Source organism: Microbacterium sp. (assembly GCF_052099035.1).
GTDB lineage: Bacteria > Actinomycetota > Actinomycetes > Actinomycetales > Microbacteriaceae > Microbacterium.
On the sequence record NZ_JBQDSX010000024.1, the window covers coordinates 1 to 21,985 of the forward strand.

A 21,985-nucleotide genomic window follows, 5' to 3' on the forward strand; every position below is an offset into this window, starting at 1 on the left:
GTCGCCAGGACCGCCTGCATTCGTCTCTCGAGCAGATCTACGCCCGCCTCGGCGATGACCAGCGCCTCGTGCTCGAGTACAAGTTCTTCGAGCCAGCTTTTTACCACACCGATGTTCCGGACTGGGGGACGTCCTACGCACAAGTGAGCGCCCTCGGCGACAAGGCGATGGTGTGCCTGGACACCGGCCACCACGCACCCGGCACGAACATCGAATTCATCGTCATGCAGCTGCTGCGCCTCGGAAAGCTCGGCTCCTTCGACTTCAACTCGCGCTTCTACGCCGACGACGACTTGATCGTGGGCGCCGCAGACCCGTTCCAGCTCTTCCGGATCATCTTCGAGGTCATCCGCGGCGGCGGCCTCAACAACCCCGACGTGGCCTTCATGCTCGACCAGTGCCACAACGTCGAGGACAAGATCCCCGGCCAGATCCGCTCCGTACTCAACGTGCAGGAGATGACGGCGCGCGCGCTGCTCGTCGACAAGGATGCCCTGACCGCTGCTCAGCGCTCCGGCGATGTCCTCGCGGCGAATGCCGTGCTCATGGACGCGTTCTACACGGATGTGCGCCCGGCCCTGGCCGAGTGGCGCGAGTCGCGCGGGCTTGCTGCCGACCCGATGTCAGCGTACGCGGCATCCGGATATCAGGAGAAGATCGCCGCCGACCGCATCGGTGGCACCCAGGCCGGATGGGGGGCGTAAGCGAATCTGGTGGTCATGAACTACCGACAGCGGCGTGCCGGAGCGCGGCGAGGATAAGCAATCCGATGGTGCCAGCACCAATGACCACTGAGAGCGGCCTGCAGATCATCGAGCTCGCCCGGAACGCGATGCAGGCGAGTGCCGGCACCGTGAAGTAGTCGGCCATGCCGCCCTGCTCATAGCCGCCGCATGGTGTGGGACACGGGGTCTTCATCTCTGACAAGCGGATTGTCAGTCAACGATCATGGGTGTCACACCGATCTCGGCCAGGTCATCGCGCTGCACCTGCGCCAGACGGTCATCCGTGACAATGACATCAAAATCACTAAGGTCGGCGAACTCGCAGAAAGACCGCGTGCCGAACTTCGTCGCGGTCACAGCGAGCACGCTCCGAGTCGCGGCGGCGATCATGGCCTGCTTCACTGCTACCTCTGCAGGGATCGTGGTGGTGACGCCGTCCACGGTCACCCCGTTCGCGCCCAAAACCGCGAGGTCGACGTTCAGCCCCGCTAACCGCGCGCGCGCCCACTCATCGACCGATGCCTGGGTGAGATGGCGCACGCGTCCCGGCAGCATCAGGACTGTCAGTCGCTCATACCCGGCGAGCAGCCGCGCGGCCGGAAGATTGTTGGTCACGATCATGAGGTCGCGGTCGGCGGGAAAGGCCTCCGCGACACTGAGGATGAGGGCACCGGAGTCAAGCAACACCACACCGTCTTGCGGCAGCAGGTCGACCACACCCTTCGCGATACGTGCACGCTCCGCACCCTCTGTCGTGCGCCGATCGGGCAGCGACAACTCGAACGGAAGCGTGCGAATCAACCGCGCCCCACCATGCTGTCGACGGAGCATCCCCTCACGTTCGAGGTCATCGAGATCACGGCGAATGGTCGCATAGGTCACCCCGAGTCTTGCGCTCAGGCGGGCGACTGAGACACGCCCATCGCCTGCGCTGGCTTCAGAGAGGATCGCGAGTCGGCGTTCGGCGGGATACATCTATGGCTCCTATCACGCGGACAAGCGGTCCTCGATGACTGACTTCTAACGATTTACCCTCATTGTATGCCTGTTTGTTATCGAATGATGCCCGAAAGTGTTGCAAATTGGACCGAATCGGGTCAAGATGGTCATCGCATCACATGAGCGTCCTGTTCCGGGCCTCGACCTTCCCCCACAACGGCATCGGTTCCCTGGAACGACTCAACGACGAAAGGCACATCATGGAGACGGTCTCCCGAAAGAAGCGGTGGTTGGCATCAGCAGCCGTGCTGTCCGCCACAGCAATGGCAGTGAGCGGCTGCTCCGGAGCAGGCGGAGGCGGTGGAGGTGACGGCGAAACGACCACCCTGACACTGGCCACAGTGAACAACCCCCAGATGAAGGACATGGAGGAGCTGAAAGGCGAGTTCGAAGCCGATCACCCCGACATCAAAGTCAACTTCATCCAGATGGAGGAGAACGATCTTCGCGACGCCGTCACCAAAGACGTCGCGACGAAGGGCGGCCAGTACGACATCGTCACCGTCGGCAGCTACGAGGTTCCGATCTGGGGCGGCAACGACTGGCTCGCCGACCTCACCGATCTCGCCGCCGATACCGAGGGCTACGACGTCGATGACCTCCTCGCTCCGGTACGCGAAGCGCTGACCGTCAATGACCAGCTTTTCGCTGTCCCGTTCTACGCCGAGAGTTCCTTCTTGATGTACAACAAAGACATCCTCGCCGAGGCCGGCGTGACGCTCTCTGAGCACCCGACCTGGCAAGAAGTCGAGGCTGCGGCCAAGGCCGTCAACACTGATGACGTCGCAGGCATCTGCCTTCGCGGCAAGCCCGGCTGGGGCGAACTGTTCGCTCCGCTGACCACTGTGGTCCAGACCTTCGGCGGTAACTGGTTCGACGAGGACTGGAACGCTCAGGTCAACAGCCCAGAGTTCACCGAAGCAGTGCAGTTCTACACTGACCTCGTCAAGGATGCTGGCCAGGCCGACCCTGTTTCGACTGGTTTCACCGAATGCCTGAACCTGTTCACTCAGGGCAAGGTTGCCATGTGGTACGACGCAACGTCTGCTGCCGGCTCGGTGGAGTCGCCCGAACTCAGCGACATTGCTGGCAAGGTCGGTTACACGCACGCGCCGGTCGTGGAGACCGAAGAATCGGGCTGGCTATGGGCATGGAACCTCGCCATCCCCAAGACCTCCAAGAAGCAGGAAGCTGCATGGGAGTTCGTGAGCTGGGCCACCAGCAAGGACTACATCAACCTCGTCGGCGAAGAGCTCGGCTGGAGCCGCGTCCCCCCGGGGTCGCGCGAGTCCACCTATGAGATCCCGGAGTACCAGGATGAGGCCGGCGCCTTCGCCGCCCTCACGAAGGACATCATGACCTCGGTGAACCCGAAGCAGCCGGGCGTCAACCCGCAGCCGTGGGTGGGGATCCAGTACGTCACGATCCCTGAGTTCCAAGATCTCGGCAACCAGGTCTCCCAGGAGATCGCTGAGGTGTTCGCTGGTCGCGCCACCGTGGAAGAAGCACTGGACGCTGGGCAAAAGCTCGGCGAACAGGCCGGAGCCGCGCAGAAGTAAGGGCCTTGAGGGGAGGCGGTCCATCCGCCTCCCCTTTCCCTTTTCATCCCGCCCGAGGAGAACAGCATATGAGCACCGCAATCGTCACGGTTCCGCCAGAAGCGAGGCGTCGACGCACCCCGAAGCGTCAGTTGACCACCCGAGATCGTCGAGCGCTGCGCCTTTCGCGCGCGCTCGTCTGGCCGGCACTGCTCGTCGCGATCGTCATAACCCAGGTTCCGTTCCTGGTGACGATCTACTACTCGTTCCAACGCTGGAATCTGCAGCGCCCCGGAGACCAGGCTTTTGTCGGCTTCGAGAACTACGCCAAGGTCTTCAGCAATGGCGTCTTCGTCGAATCTCTCATCGCGACGGTTCTCGTCACCGGTGGATCCGTCCTGTTCTCCGTGGTCCTCGGGCTCTTCCTCGCCGTCCTGTTGGACCGCAAGTTCCTGGGCCAGGGCATCGCACGCACCCTGCTGATCACCCCGTTTCTCATGATGCCCGCCGCCGCCGCACTCATCTGGAAATGGTCCATGCTCGATGCGAACGTCGGTATGGTCAACTGGCTGTTTTCGCTCGTGGGAATTCCCCCTGTTGCATGGAACACCGATCTGCCGGTGCTTACCATCGTCATGGTGTTGACGTGGCAATTCACCCCGTTCATGATGCTGATCATTCTCGCCGGTCTCCAGAGTCAGTCAGGGGACATTCTTGAAGCCGCATCGGTTGACGGTGCTGGCCCGTTCCGTTCCTTCTTCTATATGACCCTTCCGCACCTGCGCACCTATATAGAGCTGGCAGTTCTGCTCGGGACAATCATGTTGCTGCAGGTGTTTGATCCGATCGCGATCATGACCCGTGGAACAGGCGGAACAAAGACTCTTCCATATCTGCTCTACGAACGGGCATTCGTAGGACTTGAGATCGGTGAAGCTGCCGCATACGGCGTGCTCACCGTCATCCTGACGATCATCGTCGCCACTGTTGCCCTGCGATTGCTATTCAAGATCTTCCGCACGGAAGGAGCCCGATGATGTCCTCGGCCACTACTACCCGCCGCCGCCGCCCTGCGCGGCAACGAATCACGTCCGCAGCGATCACCGTACTGACGTGGGTCATCGTCGTCGGATTCTTTTTCCCAGTCGCGTGGATGGTCTTCACCGCGTTCAAAACCGAGCGTGCGGCCGCCACCAGCACGCCGACGATTTTCACAGAGCTCAGCTTCGACCGCTTCGCGGAAGTGCTGGACCGCGGCTTCGCTGCCTACCTGGCGAACTCCCTGACAGCGAGCGTTATGTCCACGGTCATCGTTCTTCTGTTGGCGATTCCGGCAGCGTACGGCCTTTCGGTCAGGCCACTGATCCGGTCTACTGATGCACTTTTCTTCTTCATATCGACGAAGTTCTTGCCGATCGCCGCGGCGATCATTCCGATCTACCTGCTGCTACAGAACCTGGGGGCCCTGGACAACATCTCCGCGCTCTCCATCCTCTACGTCGGCATGAATCTTCCGCTGGCGATCTGGATGATGAGATCCTTCTTCGCCGAAGTGCCGCTGGAGATCATCGAAGCTGCGCAGATCGATGGGGCGAAGTTCTGGACCGAGCTGGTCAGAGTCGTGCTGCCGATCGTGGCGCCGGGCATTGCCGCAGCCGCGCTCATCTGCTTCATCTTCGCGTGGAACGAGTACTTCCTCGCCAACCTGCTCACCTCCACGGTGGCCCGCACCACGCCGCCGTTCCTCGGCAGCTTCGTCGACGGACGAGGACAATTCCTCGCGGTACTCTCCGCTGCGGCGACGCTGGCAGTACTCCCCGTCGTCATTGCCGGATGGCTCGCGCAGAAGCGCCTGGTACGCGGCCTCGCCATGGGAGCCATCAAGTGATGACCGGCGAGAAGAATCATGATGGCGAGCGAACCGCGCTGTCGGCCATTGACAGGCACGAGAGCATTGCGGCCCTCATCGAAAGCGACGGTCGCGTCGAGGTCTCCGATCTCGCCGACAGGCTGAGCGTCTCAGAGGAGACGATTCGGCGCGACCTGCGAGTCCTGGAGAGCGACGGAAGACTTCTGCGCGCACACGGCGGCGCGGTTCGTCCGCCCGTGGCATCGCATTCGATCCCCGCACTGGACGAGAGTGATCGTCCGTTCTTCGAACGCGTTGCCGTCGAGATCCCGACGCAGGGCACGGTGTACCTCGATGGCGATGCCCTCTCGACCCCCGTGGTCGGTCTGCTCTCCGCGGACACCGAACTCACGCTGATAACCCCGAGACTCGACCTCGCGATAGCCACGAGTCTGCGTCCAGGAATCGAGGTCATCTCCCTCGGCGGAGAGGTCTCCTCCACCGGTGCCCAGAGCGGTGAGTGGGCGCGCAGCACTCTCGCCGATCTGCATCTCGACACTGTCGTGATCTTCGCTGACGGATGCACCGATACTGGCGCCCTGCTCGCACGCCCCGCAGACGCGCTGCTGCGTCGTGCCGCGCTGGCCTCGGCCAGGCGCAGCGTGCTCGCGTTCCGTATGGGCGAATCGGATCCACGCCGCTTCACAGCGTTCGCGTCGGTGTCGGATTTCGACACCGTGATCGCAAGCGCAGATGCCGAGGCATCCATCCTGGCGATACGCGAGGATGCCGTCATCGTCCCTGAAGCAGGGTGAACGACTTCTCAGCGCTCCGACCCGATGCCGCCGACATCCCATCACGACGCCCCTCGCAGGCATGACGAAATAGGAGAGAACAATGTCCCACCTCTCATCGGAGACTCTCAGCAGCATCAGTCCCCGGGCCACCGCTCCGGACTACGACCGCGCGCAGATCACCCCCGGAATCGCGCATTTCGGCGTGGGCGGCTTTCACCGAGCACATCAGGCTCTCGTCATCGACGAGCTGCTGCGTCGAGGCGAAGCGAAGCAATGGGGCATCGTCGGAATCGGTGTGCGGCAGGAAGACTCCCGCATGCGGGCTGCTCTCGAGAAGCAGGACGGTCTGTACACTCTCGTCGAGAAGCACGCCGACGGCACCCGCGATGCACGGGTGATCGGCTCCATCCTCGGCATGCTCACGGTGCATGACGACGGTGTCGAAGCCATCCTCGATCTGCTCACCGCACCTGCCACCCGCATCGTCTCGATGACGGTCACCGAAGGCGGCTACAACATCAACCAATCGACGGGCGAGTTCCTGCTCGACACCCCTTCCGTCGCCGCCGACCTCGAACACGGTGCACTCCCCGGCACGGTGTTCGGCCTGATCACGGAGGCGCTGCGACTGCGCCGCGCGGCCGGTACCGCGTCGTTCACAGTGATGAGCTGCGACAATCTGCAGGACAACGGCCGCATCGCCAAAAGGGCGATCCTCACCTATGCCAGGGCGAAGGATGCCGAGCTCGCGGACTGGATCGAGGCGAACACCCGATTCCCGAACTCGATGGTCGACCGCATCACTCCGGTCACCACCGACGAAGATCGTGCGGATGCGGCCGCGTTGACCGGTTTGGCGGACGACTGGCCCGTCGTATGCGAACCGTTCTTCCAGTGGGTGCTGGAGGATTCATTCGGCAACGGCCGCCCTCCGTATGAGCTCACTCGCGTTCAGCTCGTCGACGATGTCGAGCCCTATGAGCTGATGAAGCTGCGCCTGCTCAACGCCTCCCACCAGGGGCTGTGCTATTTCGGACACCTCCTCGGCTACCGGCTTGCCGATGAGGCCACGTCCGACCCCCTGATCAGCGATCTGCTCCGCCGGTACATGAGTGAAGAGGGCGCCCTCACGCTGCGCCCGCTCCCCGGCATCGATGTCGCCGCATACAGCGCCGAGCTGATCAGCCGATTCCGTAATCCCGAGATCCGCGACACGGTAGCCCGCCTGTGCGCGGAGTCGAGCGATCGCATCCCGAAGTGGCTCGTTCCGGTGATCCGCGAACGCCTGGATGCCGGTGGCACAGTCGTCCGCTCAGCCGCGATCGTCGCATCCTGGGCGCGGTACGCCACGGGCATCGACGAGCAGGGCCGGCCGATCGACATCGTCGACAACCTGCGCGAGCAGGTGATGGCCGCGGCCGCCCCCTCGGATGATCCTCTGGCGTTCGTGCGCGATGAAAAGCTCTTCGGCGATCTCGCCGAACGCCCGGGGTTCACCGAACCGTACCTCCACGCACTCGAGGTGCTGCGCACAGAAGGGGCGAAGGCACTGCTCACAGAGCTCGCGGGGGCCTCAGACCTGGCAGAGTAGGTATATGACTCTCATCGCCGGCGTCGACAGCTCGACGCAATCCTGCAAGGTGGTCATCTGCGACGCCGAGACGGGGCACATCGTCCGCTCCGGCCGCGCAGCGCATCCTGCGGGCACGGAAGTCGACCCGAACGCATGGTGGGACGCGCTCCAGGAGGCGATCGCCGCAGCAGGCGGGATCGATGACGTCGAGGCGATCTCCATCGGCGGCCAGCAGCACGGCTGTGTCGTCCTCGATGCTGATGGCGCCGTAATCCGACCCGCGCTGCTGTGGAACGACACCCGTTCTGCTCACGAAGCAGAAGATCTCATCCGCGAGCGCGGCGATGACGGCGAGCGCTGGTGGGCTGAGGCTGTGGGGCTCGTCCCCGTGGCATCCTTCACCGTCACCAAGCTCGCGTGGATCGCCCGCAACGAGCTGGCCAACGCCGCGCGCATCGCTGCCGTCTGCCTGCCGCACGACTGGCTGACCTGGCGACTTGCGGGCAACGACGCCGGTCACGCTGATCTGAGCGCTCTCACGACGGACAGATCGGATGCTTCGGGGACCGGCTATTACGATGCCGAATCCGGGACGTACAACTACGAGATTCTCGACGGCATCCTGCCGCATCGTCCGATGCTGCCCCGCGTGCTCGGCCCTCTCGAATCCGCAGGGACGACACCATCGGGCATCACGATCGGTCCGGGTGCGGGAGACAACGCGGCGGCTGCTCTGGGCATCGGGGCACGTGCCGGGGATCTCGTCGTCTCGGTCGGCACTTCCGGCACGGTCTTCGCCGTCTCGGACACTCCGACAAGAGATGCCAGTGGGCTGGTCGCAGGATTCGCCGACGCCACCGGCGGCTACCTTCCTCTTGCGTGCACTCTGAACGCATCGCTCGTGCTGGATGCATCGGCGCGACTGCTCGGCCTCGATCACATCGCCTTCGATGATCTGGCATTGGACGGTGATGCCGACGGGCTGGTCCTCGTGCCGTATCTCGCGGGCGAGCGCACGCCGAACCTGCCGGAGTCGACCGGAACCCTTCTGGGCATCACACTCGCGAACCTCACTCCGCCGACGCTGGCACGCGCAGCCGTCGAAGGCGTGGTCTGCTCACTCGCCGACGCGTGCACCGCGGTGGAGCGGGCGGGAGTACGGGGAACTCGAGCGTTGTTCGTCGGCGGCGGCGCGCGCTACCGCGCGCTGCAGCATGTCGCACGCGAGATCTTCGCGCTACCGGTGTCCTTCCCCGAACCGACCGAGTATGTCGCATTGGGCATGGCGCGGCAGGCGGCGGGAGTGCTGACCGGAGCCTTTCCGCACTGGAGCGCCGAGACGAACATCGATGCGCCCGCAGAGCAGGGCCCTGCTCAACTGCTCACGAACTACCGCGAGGCGACCGCCCTGCTGTGGGGAGATGCGGCCATTCGCTGAGGGGCGCGGCGTTTCCCGCTAGATTCCTCACATGGCACTTTCCGGCAATCTCGACGCGGAGCGTCGCAGAACAGCTCTTGTAGAGCTGGCGAACGAGCCGCAGGGCCTCATCATCGAGACTGCGGCAGAGCTCTTCTCGGTCTCGTCCATGACGATCCGTCGCGACCTTCTCGAGCTGGAGGCCGAGGGCCGAGTGCGCCGAGTTCGCGGCGGAGCCACCGCGCCCCCGCGCGCACGGCCGTTCGACGCTCGCCTCGCCATCCGCGCGAGTGCGAAACGCACGATCGCGGAGAAGGCGTTGCGTCTCGTACCGGCATCCGGGAACATCGCCCTCGACGCGTCGACGACAATCAGCACGCTCGCATCCGTGATCGGTCCGCGCACCTCTCTCACCGCGTACACGAATTCATTCGAGTCCTTCCAGCTGCTGCATCCGATCGATGGTGTCACCGCGGTAATCTCCGGCGGCACGGCAGAGCCGACGACCGGTAGCCTCGTCGGTCCGATGGCACGCCGCAGCATGCGTTCGATCTACTTCGACATCTTCTTCTCGTCTGCCGACGCGATCGACATCTCGGATGGAACTTCGGAGGTCTCGATCGAGGAGGCCGAGCTCAAGCAGGACATGGCCGAGAACGCTGCTATGACGGTGGTGTGCGTTGATTCGAGCAAACTGCAGCGCCGTTCCGTCGCGCGAGCACTCGAACACGACGACATCTCGATCATCATCACCGAGCTCGATCCCCAAGATGACCGACTGGAGCCCTATCGAGGATTCGCTGACATCCTCTGACCTGACGTTTCCTAAACCGGGAGCCATTGGTCTTTTGTCTACTTCATGTTATCTTTCACAAGATCGAACAACACACGCGACGCCATCGTGAGTATGACCCCTTCCTGGAGAGTTTCATGACCAACCCCACCGCTGCTGCCCTCATCGCGCGTTCGAACCGCCTGGGTGCGGACCCCAAGAACACGAACTACGCCGGCGGCAATACGTCGGCGAAGGGCACGGAGACCGACCCTGTGACCGGGGAACCTATCGAGCTGATGTGGGTGAAGGGCTCGGGTGGAGACCTCGGCACACTGAAGGAGCAGGGCCTCGCGATTCTGCGGCTCGACCGCATGCGCGCGCTCGTCGATGTCTACCCCGGCATCGAACGCGAAGACGAGATGGTTGCGGCATTTGACTACTGCCTGCACGGCAAGGGCGGCGCGGCCCCCTCGATCGACACCGCCATGCACGGACTGGTGGATGCTGCGCACGTCGACCACCTGCATCCCGACTCGGGCATCGCGATCGCCACCGCTGCCGACGGCGAAGCGCTGACTCAGGCGATCTTCGGCGAAAAAGTCGTCTGGGTGCCGTGGCGCCGGCCCGGTTTCCAGCTGGGCCTCGACATCGCCGAGATCAAGAAGCAGAACCCCCAGGCGATCGGTTGCATCCTCGGAGGACACGGCATCACCGCGTGGGGCGACACCTCGGAGGAGTCCGAAGCCAACTCGCTGTGGATCATCGACACGGCGGCCGCGTACATCGAGGCCAATGGCAAGGCCGAGCCCTTCGGCTGCGTGCGCCCCGGATTCGAGGCACTTGCGGCCAACGAGCGCCGCGAGCGCGCGGCCGCTCTCGCGGGCACCGTCCGCGGCATCGCCTCCACGGACAAGCCCATGGTCGGCCACTTCACCGACGCAGACGTCGTACTCGAGTTCTTGGCATCCGAGAATGCGCCGCGGCTTGCCGCGCTCGGTACCAGCTGTCCCGATCACTTCCTGCGCACCAAGGTCAAGCCGCTGATCCTCGATCTGCCGGCGACGGCGACGCTGGAGGAGCAGACCGCGCGCCTGCACGAGCTGCACGAGGAGTACCGCGCCGATTACCAGGCGTACTATGACGCGCACGCGACGGCCGACAGCCCAGCGATCCGCGGCGCAGACCCGCTCATCGTGTTGATCCCGGGCGTGGGGATGTTCTCCTACGGCGCGAACAAGCAGACCGCGCGGGTGGCCGGCGAGTTCTACGTCAACGCCATCAATGTCATGCGCGGGGCCGAGTCGCTCTCGACCTACTCCCCCATCTCCGATGCTGAGAAGTTCAACATCGAGTATTGGGCTCTGGAAGAAGCGAAACTGCAACGGATGCCGAAGCCGAAGTCCCATCAGGGCCGCATCGCGTTCGTCACCGGCGCAGCATCCGGAATCGGCAAGGCCATCGCCACCCGTCTCGCGGCCGAGGGCGCGTGCGTCGTCATCGCCGACCTCGATCTCGAGAAGGCACAGGCCGCCGCGGCTGAACTCGGGACCACGGATGTCGCGATCGGCGTCGCCGCCAACGTCGCGGATGCTGATGCCGTACAGGCCGCGCTGAACGATGCCGTCCTCGCCTTCGGCGGCGTCGATCTCGTCGTCAACAACGCCGGCCTGTCGCTGTCGAAGCCGCTGCTGGAGACCACCGAGAAGGATTGGGACCTGCAGCACGACGTCATGGCGAAGGGCTCTTTCCTGGTGTCGAAAGCCGCGGCGCGCGTGCTCATCGACCAGAAGCTCGGCGGCGACATCATCTACATCTCGTCGAAGAACTCCGTCTTCGCCGGCCCGAACAACATCGCTTACTCTGCGACGAAGGCAGACCAGGCGCACCAGGTGCGGCTGCTGGCTGTGGAGCTCGGCGAGCACGGCATCCGCGTCAACGGCATCAACCCCGATGGCGTCGTGCGCGGCTCGGGCATCTTCGCGTCCGGTTGGGGCGCGAACCGCGCCGCGACCTACGGCGTTGACGAGAAGGACCTCGGACAGTTCTACGCGAATCGCACGATCCTCAAGCGCGAAGTCGTGCCGGAGAACGTCGCGGATGCCGTCTACGTGCTGACCGGCCCCGAGCTCTCGCGTACGACTGGCCTGCACATTCCGGTGGATTCCGGTGTCGCGGCGGCCTTCCTGCGATGAACCCTCCCAGCCCCGCCCCCAGCGGGCCGTCGGCCGCCCCCAGCGGGCCGTCGGCCGCCCCCAGCGGGTCGTTGAGCGAGCGAAGCGAGCCGAAACGGGTTGAGCGAGCGAAGCGAGTCGAAACCGCCCCCAACACCCGCACCGTAGCCGCCGTCGACCTCGGCGCCACGAGCGGCCGCGTCATGATCGGACGCATCGGCTCTGACACCCTCGAGCTCGAACTCGTCTCGCGCTTCCCGAACGGCCCGGTCGAGCGTGAAGACGGCCTGCACTGGGACTTCGGCGCCCTCTACGAGCACATCCTCGACGGTCTTGCCGAGGCCGTGCGTCGCGAGCCGACAATCGAGAGCATCGGCATCGACTCCTGGGCCGTCGACTACGGGTTGCTGCGCGATGATGAACTGCTCGCGGAACCGTTCCACTACCGCGACGAGCGCACCGAGCACGGAGTCGGCAAAGTGCACGAGAGCGTGCCGTTCGCCGAGCTCTATGCCCACAACGGACTCCAGTTCCTGCCGTTCAACACGTTGTACCAGTACCGCATCGACGCACGAATGGCGGATGCCGATACCGCGTTGCTCATCCCGGATCTCATCGCGTTCCTCCTCACCGGCGCACGCGTCGCTGAGCGGACGAACGCGTCGACGACGGGGCTGCTGCGCGTCCGCTCTGGTGAGTGGGACCTCGAACTCGCCGAAACCCTCGGCATCCCCACGGATGTTCTTCCCAGCCTCGTCGACCCCGGCGCCACGATCGGGATGCTGCGCCCCGAGCTCGCCGCGCGGATCGGCAAGGACCTCCCGGTCATCGCCGTCGGCTCGCACGACACAGCATCCGCCGTCGCCGCCGCGCCGCTCGCCTCACCAAACGCGGCATACATCTCGTGCGGCACCTGGGGACTCGTAGGCGTAGAGCTCACCGAGCCGGTGCTCACGGATGCCGCGCGCGACGCGAACTTCACCCACGAACTCGGAGTCGATGGCCGCTTCCGATTCCTGCACAATGTCACCGGCCTCTGGCTGCTGAGCGAGACCGTGCGCGCGTGGGAAGCGGAAGACGGTGCACCCATCGACCTCCCGACACTGCTGGATGCGGCATCCGCCGTCACCGGCGACATCGCGCTCTTCGACGCGAACGACCCATCCCTCAGCGCCCCGGGCGAAATACCCGCGCGCATCGCAGCGCTGCTGCGCACCAACGGCTCAGTCGTTCCAGACGGTCGACCCGTATTTGCCCGCGTCATCGTCGAGTCGATTGCCGCAGCGTTCGCCGCTGCCGTGCAGACGGCAGCTGACCTGTCCGGGCGCGAGATCGACAGCATCCACCTCGTCGGTGGTGGTTCACTGAACCGGCTTCTCTGCCAGGCAACCGCCGACCGCACCGGGCTCCCGGTCTTGGCCGGCCCCGTCGAGGCGACCGCGCTCGGCAATGTCCTCGTGCAGGCGCGCGCACTCGGTGCCGCCCCCGCGACGCTGGAAGAGCTGCGTGAGCTCGTCGTCCGCACACACGCACCGGTCCGCTACGACCCGCGCTGAATCGACCTGATCCGCGCTGATCCGCGATTCGCGCTGCTCATTCCTGTTCGCGCGGCAGAAACTTCGGCCACGCGAACAGCGATCAGCCGCGCGAAGCAGTAAACGAGAGCGCGAAGCAGTAAACGACAGCGCGAAGCAGCAAACAACAGCGCGAAGCGCAGCGCGAGCTACCGAACGTTGCCGTTCGAGCAGGTCTGCTGTGCGGCCGAGTTGCCCTTGATGTTGCTCGGAAGCTCGGCGATGTTCTCAGCGGGCGTGGCAGGAGCCTCGGTCGCCGACTCGTCGGGAGCAGGAGCAGGCGTTTCGGGCTCCTGAATCACGACACCGTCGTTCTCGGTGTTCTCATGCGTAACCTGCAGCTGCTGGTTCGCGTTGATCGCATCCCACATCGCCTGCGCGGCCTCGGTGTCTGCGACGACCTTGTTGGAGTTGTCGAAGTCCTCGTACGTCGGGTACTGCAGGAACACGATGTCCTCGAACGGCACGTCCTTCACCGCGAGAGCGACCTGAACGATCGTCATCGGGTTCGTCAGCGACGTGCTGGCCTCGAGGTTGCTGAGCGCCGTGTTGGCGAGCTTGAGCATGACCGGGACGTTGCCGAGCACCTCGCCGCTGATGAGCTTGCGCGCAAGGCTCGACATGTACTGCTGCTGGTTGCTGATGCGGCCGAGGTCGCTGCCGTCGCCGACGCCGTGACGCGTGCGCAGGAACTGCAGCGCATCGATTCCCGCCACATTGTGGGTGCCTGCTGCCAGGTCGAGCCCGGTGTCGGGGTCGTAGATCGGGTTCGCGAGACAGACATCGACGCCACCGATCGCATTGGTGATCTCGATCACGCCGCCGAAAGTGACGGATGCCGCGAACTCGATGTCCTGGCCGGTCAGGTTCGTAATGGTCTTCGCAACGCAGTTGAGTCCGCCGTAGCCGTACGAGGTGTTCAGCGGCTGTTTGCTCATCGCGGAGCTCGTGTTGCCGTCGGCATCCGTGCACTCGGGGATCGGCAGCATGAGGTCACGGGGGAAGCTCACCGCGGTGATGCGACGCGGCTCCTCTGAGACGTGCACGAGGATGTTCACGTCGTTCAGGTTGCCTTCGGCATCCGGTCCCGAGCAGCGATCACCGAAATAACCCGCGTACGCCTCTTCACAGGCGTCGGTGCCCACCAGCAGCAGGTCGAACCCGCCTTCGAACTCGCTGATGTTCGGCGGCACCGGCTTCTGGCCCTCGAGCTCGACGGCATCGGCAGTGGCCGTGCCGTAGAGGTCGCTGACGACGAACGCACCGACGCTCACTCCGCTGACGAGCACGACAGCGAGCACGACGCCCACGATCTTGAAGAGTTGGCTGATCGGGCTCGGGGTCCGCAACTGACCGTGGCGTGCCACGGTCTTGCGACGGCGAATCTTCGCGCTCACTCAGTGCCTTTCATCGCGGAGCCCTGCAGCACTTCTGCGGAGGGCGTGGGATTCGAACCCACGAGACATTTCTGCCCACTGGTTTTCAAGACCAGCTCCATCGGCCGCTCGGACAGCCCTCCATCGACGGACGAATCCGGCGATCAGTGGTTGAGTCTAGCCGGTTTTCATTCTCCTGCCTTGACCTGAGCGACCCCTGGATGTGCGAGAAGTGCGTTCAGCGCCAGGGCGAGACCGCCGTCTTCAACATCCGTCGTAATCTCGGTCGCGGCATCCTTGACTTCATCCGGCGCCTGCCCCATGGCCACCGCACGGCCGCCCAGCTCACGGGACCACTCGAACATGCCGATGTCGTTTCGCCCGTCGCCGACGACCATCACCTGGCCGCCGTCTATGCCCAGTTCGGCATGTACCTTCGCCAGCGCGCTGCCCTTGTCGACTCCCTGCGGGGCGATGTCGAGCCACGCGGTCCATCCGATCGCGTAGGAGACTTCGTTGAGACCGGTCTCTGCCACGATCCGGTGGAAGTCGTCTTCATCGTGTCCTGGCGAGACGACGACCACGCGCGAGACCGGCAGCGCGCCGAGCTCATCGATGCCGACCTGGCGGCCGCCCTCGAGCGTCCAGTCACCGACCTCGCCGGTGTACAGCCGCACGCCGTCGCCGAGCTCGACCATGTAGTGCGCCTCCGGCAGCCGCTCCGTGAGCAGAGCCAGCACCTGACGCGGGTCGAATGTCTCGACGCTCCAGCGCTCCCAGCCGTCTGCGACCCGTCGCATCGTGACCGCGCCGTTCGAGCACACGACGTAGTCGGCTGTGATCTCCAACTCGTCCACCCAGCGCTCGGTCGCCGGCCAGCTGCGTCCGGTCGCGATGGTCACGACGTGTCCGGCGTCGCGCACGCGCGCGACGGCATCGGGCACACCGGGACTCATCGTCTCGTCCTGCAGGATGATCGTGCCGTCGACGTCGAGGCCGACGAGCCAAGGAGATGTCACTGCGCCGCCTTCGATCCCTGAGCCTGGGCCTTCGATCCCTGAGCCTGTCGAAGGGCAGGTTCCAGCACTTCGAGCCCACCCAGGTACGGCCGCAGCACCTCGGGAACTCGCACCGAGCCGTCCTCCTGCTGGTGCGTCTCGAGCAGCGCGACGATCCACCGCGTGGTGGCAAGCGTGCCGTTCAGTGTCGCGACGTGTTCGGTCTTGCCCGTTCCGGTCCCTGAGCCCGTCGAAGGGTCCGCGGGCCGATGCCGCACATCCAGCCGACGCGCCTGGAACGTCGTGCAGTTCGATGTCGAGGTGAGCTCGCGGAACGCGCCCTGCGTGGGCACCCACGCCTCGATGTCGTACTTGCGTGCCGCGCTCGATCCGAGGTCACCGGCAGCGACGTCGATCACGCGATACGAGAGCCCGAGCGACGTGAGCATCTGCTCCTGCAGCGCAACCAGACGCAGGTGCTCGGCCTCGGCGTCCTCGGGGTTCGTGTAGACGAACATCTCGAGCTTGTTGAACTGATGCACGCGGATGATGCCGCGGGTGTCCTTGCCGTAGGACCCCGCCTCGCGGCGATAGCAGGTCGACCATCCGGCGTAGCGCAGTGCTCCGTCGGACAGGTCGACGATCTCACCCTTGTGATATCCGGCGAGCGCGACCTCGCTCGTGCCGACCAGGTACAGATCGTCGTCCTTATCGAGGTGGTACACCTCGTCGGCGTGCTCACCGAGGAAACCGGTGCCCTGCATGATCTCCGGACGCACGAGCGTGGGGACGATCATCGGGGTGAAGCCGTTCTGCAGCGCCGTATCGAGTGCGAGGTTCATCAGCGCGATCTCGAGCCGCGCGCCGATGCCCTTGAGGAAGTAGAACCGCGCACCGGACACCTTGGCGCCGCGTTCCATGTCGATCGCGTCGAGCAGTTCGCCGATCTCGAGGTGGTCCCGCGGCTCGAAGCCGAACACGGGTGTCTCCCCGACGCGACGCAGCTCGACGAAGTTCTCCTCGCCGCCGGCCGGGACACCGTCGATCACGATGTTCTCGATGAGAGCCAGAGCGGATGCCGCGGCATCCGCTGCCTCGTTCGCGTCCTGCTGCGCACGCTTGACGCGCTCGGCGAGCTCTTTGGCCTGCGCGACGAGCGCAGACTTCTCCTCCTTCGGCGCCTTCGCGACCTGCTTGCCGAATGCGTTCTGCTCGGCGCGGAGATCTTCGAATGCGGTCAGCGCGGCGCGTCGTGATCGGTCGGCCTCGATCGCCGCGTCGACGGTGGACGAGTCGTGGCCGCGCGCGATCTGAGAGCGGCGGACGGTCTCGGGCTGGTCGCGAAGGAAAGCGAGGTCGATCATCCTCCAAGTCTAGGCCGTGCGCCTCAGAGGAGCCGTAGAGTGAACGCCATGACGAAGAGCGCCGCACTGCCCCGCCAGGCGGCCCTCGTCTACAACCCCATCAAGGTCGATGAGAAGCGTCTGCGCACCTTGTTGCGCGACCGCTCGAAAGAGGCCGACTGGGCGACACCGTCGTTCTATCCCACGACGATCGAGGATGCCGGGCAGCAGGCGACCGCGGACGCCATCGCCGAGGGGGCGGCTGTCGTCCTCGTCGCCGGCGGTGATGGCACCGTGCGTGCCGTCGCCGAAGCGATCGCCGGCACCGACGTGCCGCTCGCCATCGTTCCCAGCGGTACGGGGAACCTCCTCGCCCGCAACCTCGGACTGCCGCTTCTGGATCCGGGGCGGATGATCGACGCGGCACTCGGAGACTTCCGGCATCCGATCGACATCGGGTGGGCGGCGCTCACGCGTGAAGACGGCGAAAGCGACGAGCACGCGTTCGTCGTGCTCGCAGGCATGGGTCTGGATGCCGCGATGATCGCGAACACCCGACCCGACCTCAAGAAGTCGGTGGGCTGGGTCGCCTATGTGGACGGTGCCGCCCGGTCGCTGCCCAATGCGAAGCCGTTCCGTGTGGTGTACCAGCTCGACGATTCCCGGTTGCACTCCACGAAGGTGCACAGTGTGCTCTTCGCCAATTGCGGCACGCTGCCTGCAGGTATCGCTCTGATTCCATCAGCATCGATCATCGACGGCGAGCTGGATGTCGCGATCATCCAGCCCGCGGGCCCCTTCGGGTGGCTGGGGGTCTGGCGCAAGATCTGGTGGGACAACTCCGTGTTGCGCCGCTCCCGCGCCGGACGTCTCGTGCTGCAGCGGCGCGGGAGGAACGCCTCTGTGCGCTATCTGCGCGGGCAGACCGCCGAGGTCGCACCGATCGCACCGACGGCGATCGAGCTCGACGGCGATGAGTTCGGCCTGGCCGTGCGCATCCGCTGCCGCGTGGCGCCGGGCGCACTGCTGCTCGCGCTCCCCGAAGGGCATCCCGTCGACAGGATCTGAGAGTCAGCCCTCGAGGACGTTCACCTTTCCATCGAGGTTGTCTCCGACGAGCGTGAGCGTGAAGTCCTCGTCGTCGTCGAAGTCGCCGTCAAAGCCCAGGAGTGTGGCGCGCGGTGCCATATCCATCGTGCACGGACCGTCTTCGGTCGTGAAGGTCACGGTAGCGCCGGCGTCCTGAACGTCGAGGTTCTCGACGATCGGCGGGCAGCTCGACGACCCCCACGTGAGCAGCACGATGCCCTCGTCGTCGAACCAGCCTGCGCTCGGCGTGTAGTCGGTGGATTCACCCGGGATGCCGGTGAGCGCTGTGTTTCCGTCGAGGTCGACGTCGTCGGTGATATCGCCGAGGGTCACGAGGAATTCGACGTCCTTCGTCGGGTCGACACCTTCCGGCAGACCGCCCACGCTCGCACGCTGCGCAAGATCAGCCGTGCATGCCTTCTCCGTGCCATCCGCGTTCGGGGCATCGACCAGCGAGACGGTGACCTTCTGCCCGTCCGCGGAGATGTCATCGATAATCGGCACGCAGGTCGAGGAGCCCCACGTCACGAGCGCGAACATGCGCCCGTCGTCGAGCCAGGCCGCCTCGATGTCGTCGGCGTCGCCGATGTCGGTGGAGTTGCCTGAATCGTCCGGCGACGCGCTGCTCGTGGGCGGCTGATCCCCGGAGGATCCTGTGCAGCCGACGAGAAGCAGAGCGGCGGCGAGTGCAGCGGAAGCGGACAGAGCCAGGCGCGACGCGGTGATCATGGCTTTAGGGTAGCGTGCCGCTACTGCAATGCCGATGTCAGTCGTGCGAGGTTGTCGAGGACGGTCGAGCGCAGCGGCTGCTGCTTCCACTCTTCGAGGGTGAGTTCGCGGCTGAGCGCACGGTACTGGTCCTCGACCGCACGCAGTTCGTCGACGAATTCCGCGCCGCGCACGAGCATCGAGACCTCGAGGTTCAGACCGAACGAGCGCATGTCCATGTTGCTCGACCCGATCACCGCGATCTCGTCATCGATCGTCAGGCTCTTGGTGTGCAGAATGAACGGCTTGCGATACATCCAGATCCGCACTCCGGCTTTCAGCAGCGCTTCGTAGTAGCTGCGCTGGGCATGGTAGACGACGGCCTGGTCGCCCTCTTCCGAGACGAACAGCTCGACCTGCACGCCGCGGTCGCATGCCGCGGTCACCGCGAGCAGCATCGCCTCATCCGGCACGAAGTACGGACTCACCATCATGATCTTCGTCTGCGCGCCATAGAGCAGCGCGAGGAACAGCCGCAGGTTGTTCTCGACCCTGAACCCCGGACCGGACGGCACGATCTGACAGTCCAGATCGCCCGATCCGGATGCGGGATGGGTGATGTCGATGTCGCTGAGGATCTCGTCGGTCTCGCTGTACCAATCTGCCAGGAAAATAGCGTTGAGACTGAGCACGATCGGCCCGTCGACGCGGACCATCAGGTCGACCCAGTGCAGTCCGCGCTTGATGTTCTTGGGCAGGTTGTACGACGAATCAGTGACGTTCTGCGAGCCCAGATAGCCGACCTTGCCATCGATGACGAGAAGCTTGCGGTGATTGCGCAGATCGGGCCGCTGCATCCGCCCCTTGAACGGTTGCATCGGAAGCAGCAGGTGCCAGTTCGCCCCCATCGCATCGAGTCGTTTGATGGTCTGGCGGTAGTTGGGCTTCCAGCGGTTGGCCCAGTGGTCGAGCAGGACCCGGACCTCGACACCACGAGCCGCTGTCTCTTCCATCGCACGGAAGAAGTTGTCCGTCGAGGCGTCGGACTGCAGGATGTAGAACTCCACGTGCACGTACTCTTCGGCGCTGCGGATCGCCTCGGCCATCGCATCCAGCGATTCTTGGTAGTCGCTGATCAGATGAGCACCGTTGTCTCCGGAGATCGGCAGCGCTCCGAGGTGCTCGTTCATGCGCACCACCGAGCGGAGCCACTCCGGTGCGTTCGGACGCAACGTGCCGAAGTGCAGATGATCACTGGTCTCTGCGATGTACTCGTTGATCTGCTCCTGTTTGCGTCGCCGTGCGCGCGGCAGTCGCGGGTTGCCGATGATCAGGAAGAGCAGAACGCCCAGGTACGGGATGAAGAACACCGCGAGCAGCCAGGCCATCGCGGCCGTGGGGCGGCGGTTGCGGGGAATCACGATGATCGCGGTCACACGCACGGCGAGGTCGACCACCACAGCGAACGCAAGAACCCACCAGGGCCACTGCACCAGCGTCAGGTTCAAGCTCATGCGTGTTCCCCCTGGCCAGCATCGACGGACGCCAGATTCGGCGCGTCACATCAGCGTAGCCGGTACCGGGGACACCGCCGTCAGGTGCGGGGAGGAAGGCCGCGCGCTGCGCGCTCTTCGGCCTCGATCTGCGCGTGGACTTTGCGCTCGGTGCGATCGGACCGGAAGATCCCCCGCAGAATGAAGAAGAAGACGATGGCCACTCCCAGGGTCGGCAGGAGCGACCATGCCGCAGCTACCCAGAAGTTGTCCATAGTCCTATCGTACGCGGTCTCGCTGGCAGCGAGCCCACTCCTCCTCCACAGACGCGGATCTCAGATCAGGTCTGTGGATTGTCGTTTCACGGACTCGTACTCGGCCACACTCGCGGCATGAACACAGTCCTTCACGCCACTGATTCCGCCGATTTCCTCGGCCTCGTGCCGGCTCTGGCCGGCTTCACCCCGCGACAGAGCATCGTGCTCCTGCCGTTCCAGCGATCGCGCGCTCACGGCGCGATGCGCATCGACCTTCCCCACGACGACATCGACCTCGACGACTTCGTCGACACGGCTATCGGTCTGGTCTCCCAGGTTCATGGGACGGATGCTGTCGCCGTAGTCATCTATACCGACGACCTGCCGCAGCACACCAGAGACGGCATGATCCTGCCGGAGTCCGTCGTCGTCGACGAGCTGCTGGCACTCGCTGTCGATTCCGGTCTGCACATCATCGAAGCACTCTGCGTCATGCCGTGCGGCTGGTCGAGCTTCCTGGACGAGGACCCCGAGCTGAATCCACTCGACGAGATTCCTCCCGCGCCGGATCTGCCCGGTGTCGCAGATGTCGCGGGCGATCAGGAGGCTGGTACCGACCTGCCACCCGTGGATCTCGCGGAGAAAGAGCGTGTGGGCCGAGCCCTGGCCGATCTCACCGATGTGCTCGCCCACGATGCCGCGTCGGCGGGAGTGCGCGAGAATCCCCAGGCGATAGCCGCGACGCTCATCCTCGATGATCTGCCGCTGTTCTTCGAGACCTCACTCGAGCATCCCGAGAACATGCCGCCGTTCGCGTCAGCCGCACTGTTGTGGTGTCTGAATCGACCGACGTTCCGGGATGCGGCGCTTCTGCAGTGGGCGACGGACCTGGCCACCGGCATCCGGGCCCTGGACGCACAACTCACGTTCACTCATCACGGAGCGACGGTGCCCGCAGATCTCGGCAAGATGTTCATCGGCCAGGGCGAAGCCCCCGATGCGGATCGTCTGCGGCTGGCGCTGACGCTCGTGCGCAATGTCGCCGCGCGAGCTCCCCGCGCATCGCAGCCCGCGCCTCTGACGGCCGCGGCATGGTTGTCATGGGCCCTGGGACGCTCGACCCACGCCGCGCACTACCTTGATGCGGCACGTGCCATCGACCCGGACTATGCGATGGCACACCTCTTATCGACCCTGATCGACGCCGCGATCCTGCCGGAGTGGACATTCCACCGCGGCAACTGATGCGCGCTACTTGACGAGGGGGAACAGGATCGTCTCACGGATGCCGAGACCGGTGATC

The 21,985-nt window shown here is 64.8% G+C and carries 19 protein-coding genes, 1 tRNA gene and 1 pseudogene; 12 read left to right on the forward strand and 9 right to left on the reverse strand.

From position 1 onward, the window contains the following. A pseudogene (locus ACTIAO_RS09300) lies at positions 1 to 704 on the forward strand (L-rhamnose isomerase); the annotation flags it as partial. Between the two features lie 13 nt (positions 705 to 717). On the opposite strand, the gene ACTIAO_RS09305 reads toward ACTIAO_RS09300, so the two are convergent. Together ACTIAO_RS09305 and ACTIAO_RS09310 are read right to left on the reverse strand one after the other, a co-directional pair. Continuing rightward, a complete protein-coding gene (locus tag ACTIAO_RS09305; protein ID WP_441906014.1) occupies positions 718 to 870 on the reverse strand; it encodes a hypothetical protein in 153 nt (50 codons plus the stop codon). 65 nt (positions 871 to 935) lie between these two features. Next, positions 936 to 1,700, reverse strand: coding sequence for a DeoR/GlpR family DNA-binding transcription regulator (locus tag ACTIAO_RS09310; RefSeq protein ID WP_441906015.1), 765 nt, complete (start codon positions 1,698 to 1,700; stop codon positions 936 to 938). Positions 1,701 to 1,843: 143 nt separating this feature from the next. On the opposite strand from ACTIAO_RS09310, the gene ACTIAO_RS09315 reads away from it, so the two are divergent. The 9 genes from ACTIAO_RS09315 to ACTIAO_RS09355 all read left to right on the forward strand — a co-directional run bounded on the left by ACTIAO_RS09315 (position 1,844) and on the right by ACTIAO_RS09355 (position 13,400). After that, entirely contained in the window at positions 1,844 to 3,283 is a 1,440-nt protein-coding gene (locus tag ACTIAO_RS09315; protein ID WP_441906016.1) for an ABC transporter substrate-binding protein, read from the forward strand. A 68-nt stretch (positions 3,284 to 3,351) separates the two neighbouring features. Beyond that, a complete protein-coding gene (locus ACTIAO_RS09320) occupies positions 3,352 to 4,299 on the forward strand; it encodes a carbohydrate ABC transporter permease (RefSeq protein WP_441906017.1) in 948 nt (315 codons plus the stop codon). Then, on the forward strand, positions 4,299 to 5,150 hold the full coding sequence (locus ACTIAO_RS09325) for a carbohydrate ABC transporter permease (RefSeq protein WP_441906018.1): 852 nt from the start codon (positions 4,299 to 4,301) through the stop codon (positions 5,148 to 5,150). The genes ACTIAO_RS09320 and ACTIAO_RS09325 overlap by 1 nt, the downstream gene beginning before the upstream one ends. Beyond that, positions 5,150 to 5,926, forward strand: coding sequence for a DeoR family transcriptional regulator (locus ACTIAO_RS09330; protein WP_441906019.1), 777 nt, complete (start codon positions 5,150 to 5,152; stop codon positions 5,924 to 5,926). The genes ACTIAO_RS09325 and ACTIAO_RS09330 overlap by 1 nt, the downstream gene beginning before the upstream one ends. Before the next feature lie 82 nt (positions 5,927 to 6,008). Continuing rightward, a complete protein-coding gene (locus ACTIAO_RS09335) occupies positions 6,009 to 7,499 on the forward strand; it encodes a mannitol dehydrogenase family protein (RefSeq protein ID WP_441906020.1) in 1,491 nt (496 codons plus the stop codon). A 4-nt stretch (positions 7,500 to 7,503) separates the two neighbouring features. Beyond that, the gene (gene xylB / locus ACTIAO_RS09340; RefSeq protein ID WP_441906021.1) at positions 7,504 to 8,919 is read left to right on the forward strand and encodes a xylulokinase; all 1,416 of its coding nucleotides are present in this window, start codon (positions 7,504 to 7,506) and stop codon (positions 8,917 to 8,919) included. A 31-nt stretch (positions 8,920 to 8,950) separates the two neighbouring features. Beyond that, the gene (locus ACTIAO_RS09345; RefSeq protein WP_441906022.1) at positions 8,951 to 9,712 is read left to right on the forward strand and encodes a DeoR/GlpR family DNA-binding transcription regulator; all 762 of its coding nucleotides are present in this window, start codon (positions 8,951 to 8,953) and stop codon (positions 9,710 to 9,712) included. Between the two features lie 116 nt (positions 9,713 to 9,828). Further along, positions 9,829 to 11,865, forward strand: a complete 2,037-nt coding sequence (locus ACTIAO_RS09350) for a bifunctional aldolase/short-chain dehydrogenase (RefSeq protein WP_441906023.1) — start codon at positions 9,829 to 9,831, stop codon at positions 11,863 to 11,865. After that, positions 11,862 to 13,400, forward strand: a complete 1,539-nt coding sequence (locus ACTIAO_RS09355) for a rhamnulokinase (RefSeq protein WP_441906024.1) — start codon at positions 11,862 to 11,864, stop codon at positions 13,398 to 13,400. Before ACTIAO_RS09350 ends, ACTIAO_RS09355 begins: the two co-directional genes overlap by 4 nt. A 167-nt stretch (positions 13,401 to 13,567) precedes the next feature. Here the strand turns inward: ACTIAO_RS09355 and ACTIAO_RS09360 are convergent, their stop codons facing one another. The 4 genes from ACTIAO_RS09360 to serS all read right to left on the reverse strand — a co-directional run bounded on the left by ACTIAO_RS09360 (position 13,568) and on the right by serS (position 17,156). Next, the gene (locus tag ACTIAO_RS09360) at positions 13,568 to 14,815 is read right to left on the reverse strand and encodes an LCP family protein (RefSeq protein WP_441906025.1); all 1,248 of its coding nucleotides are present in this window, start codon (positions 14,813 to 14,815) and stop codon (positions 13,568 to 13,570) included. A gap of 37 nt (positions 14,816 to 14,852) precedes the next feature. Continuing rightward, positions 14,853 to 14,937: transfer RNA gene (locus ACTIAO_RS09365), tRNA-Ser, on the reverse strand. A 45-nt stretch (positions 14,938 to 14,982) separates the two neighbouring features. Next, complete coding sequence (locus ACTIAO_RS09370; RefSeq protein WP_441906026.1) at positions 14,983 to 15,813, reverse strand: HAD family hydrolase; 831 nt, start codon at positions 15,811 to 15,813, stop codon at positions 14,983 to 14,985. Further along, positions 15,810 to 17,156 (reverse strand): serine--tRNA ligase, encoded by a 1,347-nt coding sequence (serS, locus tag ACTIAO_RS09375; protein ID WP_441906027.1) that lies wholly within the window; start codon positions 17,154 to 17,156, stop codon positions 15,810 to 15,812. Before serS ends, ACTIAO_RS09370 begins: the two co-directional genes overlap by 4 nt. Before the next feature lie 48 nt (positions 17,157 to 17,204). Between serS and ACTIAO_RS09380 the strand changes: the two genes are divergently transcribed. Then, on the forward strand, positions 17,205 to 18,203 hold the full coding sequence (locus ACTIAO_RS09380; RefSeq protein ID WP_441906028.1) for a diacylglycerol/lipid kinase family protein: 999 nt from the start codon (positions 17,205 to 17,207) through the stop codon (positions 18,201 to 18,203). A gap of 3 nt (positions 18,204 to 18,206) precedes the next feature. On the opposite strand, the gene ACTIAO_RS09385 is transcribed toward ACTIAO_RS09380, so the two are convergent. The 3 genes from ACTIAO_RS09385 to ACTIAO_RS09395 all read right to left on the reverse strand — a co-directional run bounded on the left by ACTIAO_RS09385 (position 18,207) and on the right by ACTIAO_RS09395 (position 20,700). Next, a complete protein-coding gene (locus ACTIAO_RS09385; RefSeq protein WP_441906029.1) occupies positions 18,207 to 18,953 on the reverse strand; it encodes a hypothetical protein in 747 nt (248 codons plus the stop codon). Between the two features lie 20 nt (positions 18,954 to 18,973). After that, on the reverse strand, positions 18,974 to 20,446 hold the full coding sequence (cls, locus tag ACTIAO_RS09390; protein WP_441906030.1) for a cardiolipin synthase: 1,473 nt from the start codon (positions 20,444 to 20,446) through the stop codon (positions 18,974 to 18,976). An 80-nt stretch (positions 20,447 to 20,526) separates the two neighbouring features. Continuing rightward, positions 20,527 to 20,700 (reverse strand): hypothetical protein, encoded by a 174-nt coding sequence (locus tag ACTIAO_RS09395; RefSeq protein WP_441906031.1) that lies wholly within the window; start codon positions 20,698 to 20,700, stop codon positions 20,527 to 20,529. Between the two features lie 117 nt (positions 20,701 to 20,817). Here ACTIAO_RS09395 and ACTIAO_RS09400 point away from each other — a divergent pair, with 117 nt between their 5' ends. Beyond that, positions 20,818 to 21,927 carry a DUF4192 family protein gene (locus tag ACTIAO_RS09400; protein ID WP_441906032.1) on the forward strand — a complete coding sequence of 370 codons (1,110 nt, stop codon included), beginning with the start codon at positions 20,818 to 20,820 and terminating at the stop codon, positions 21,925 to 21,927. Positions 21,928 to 21,985: the final 58 nt, after the last annotated feature.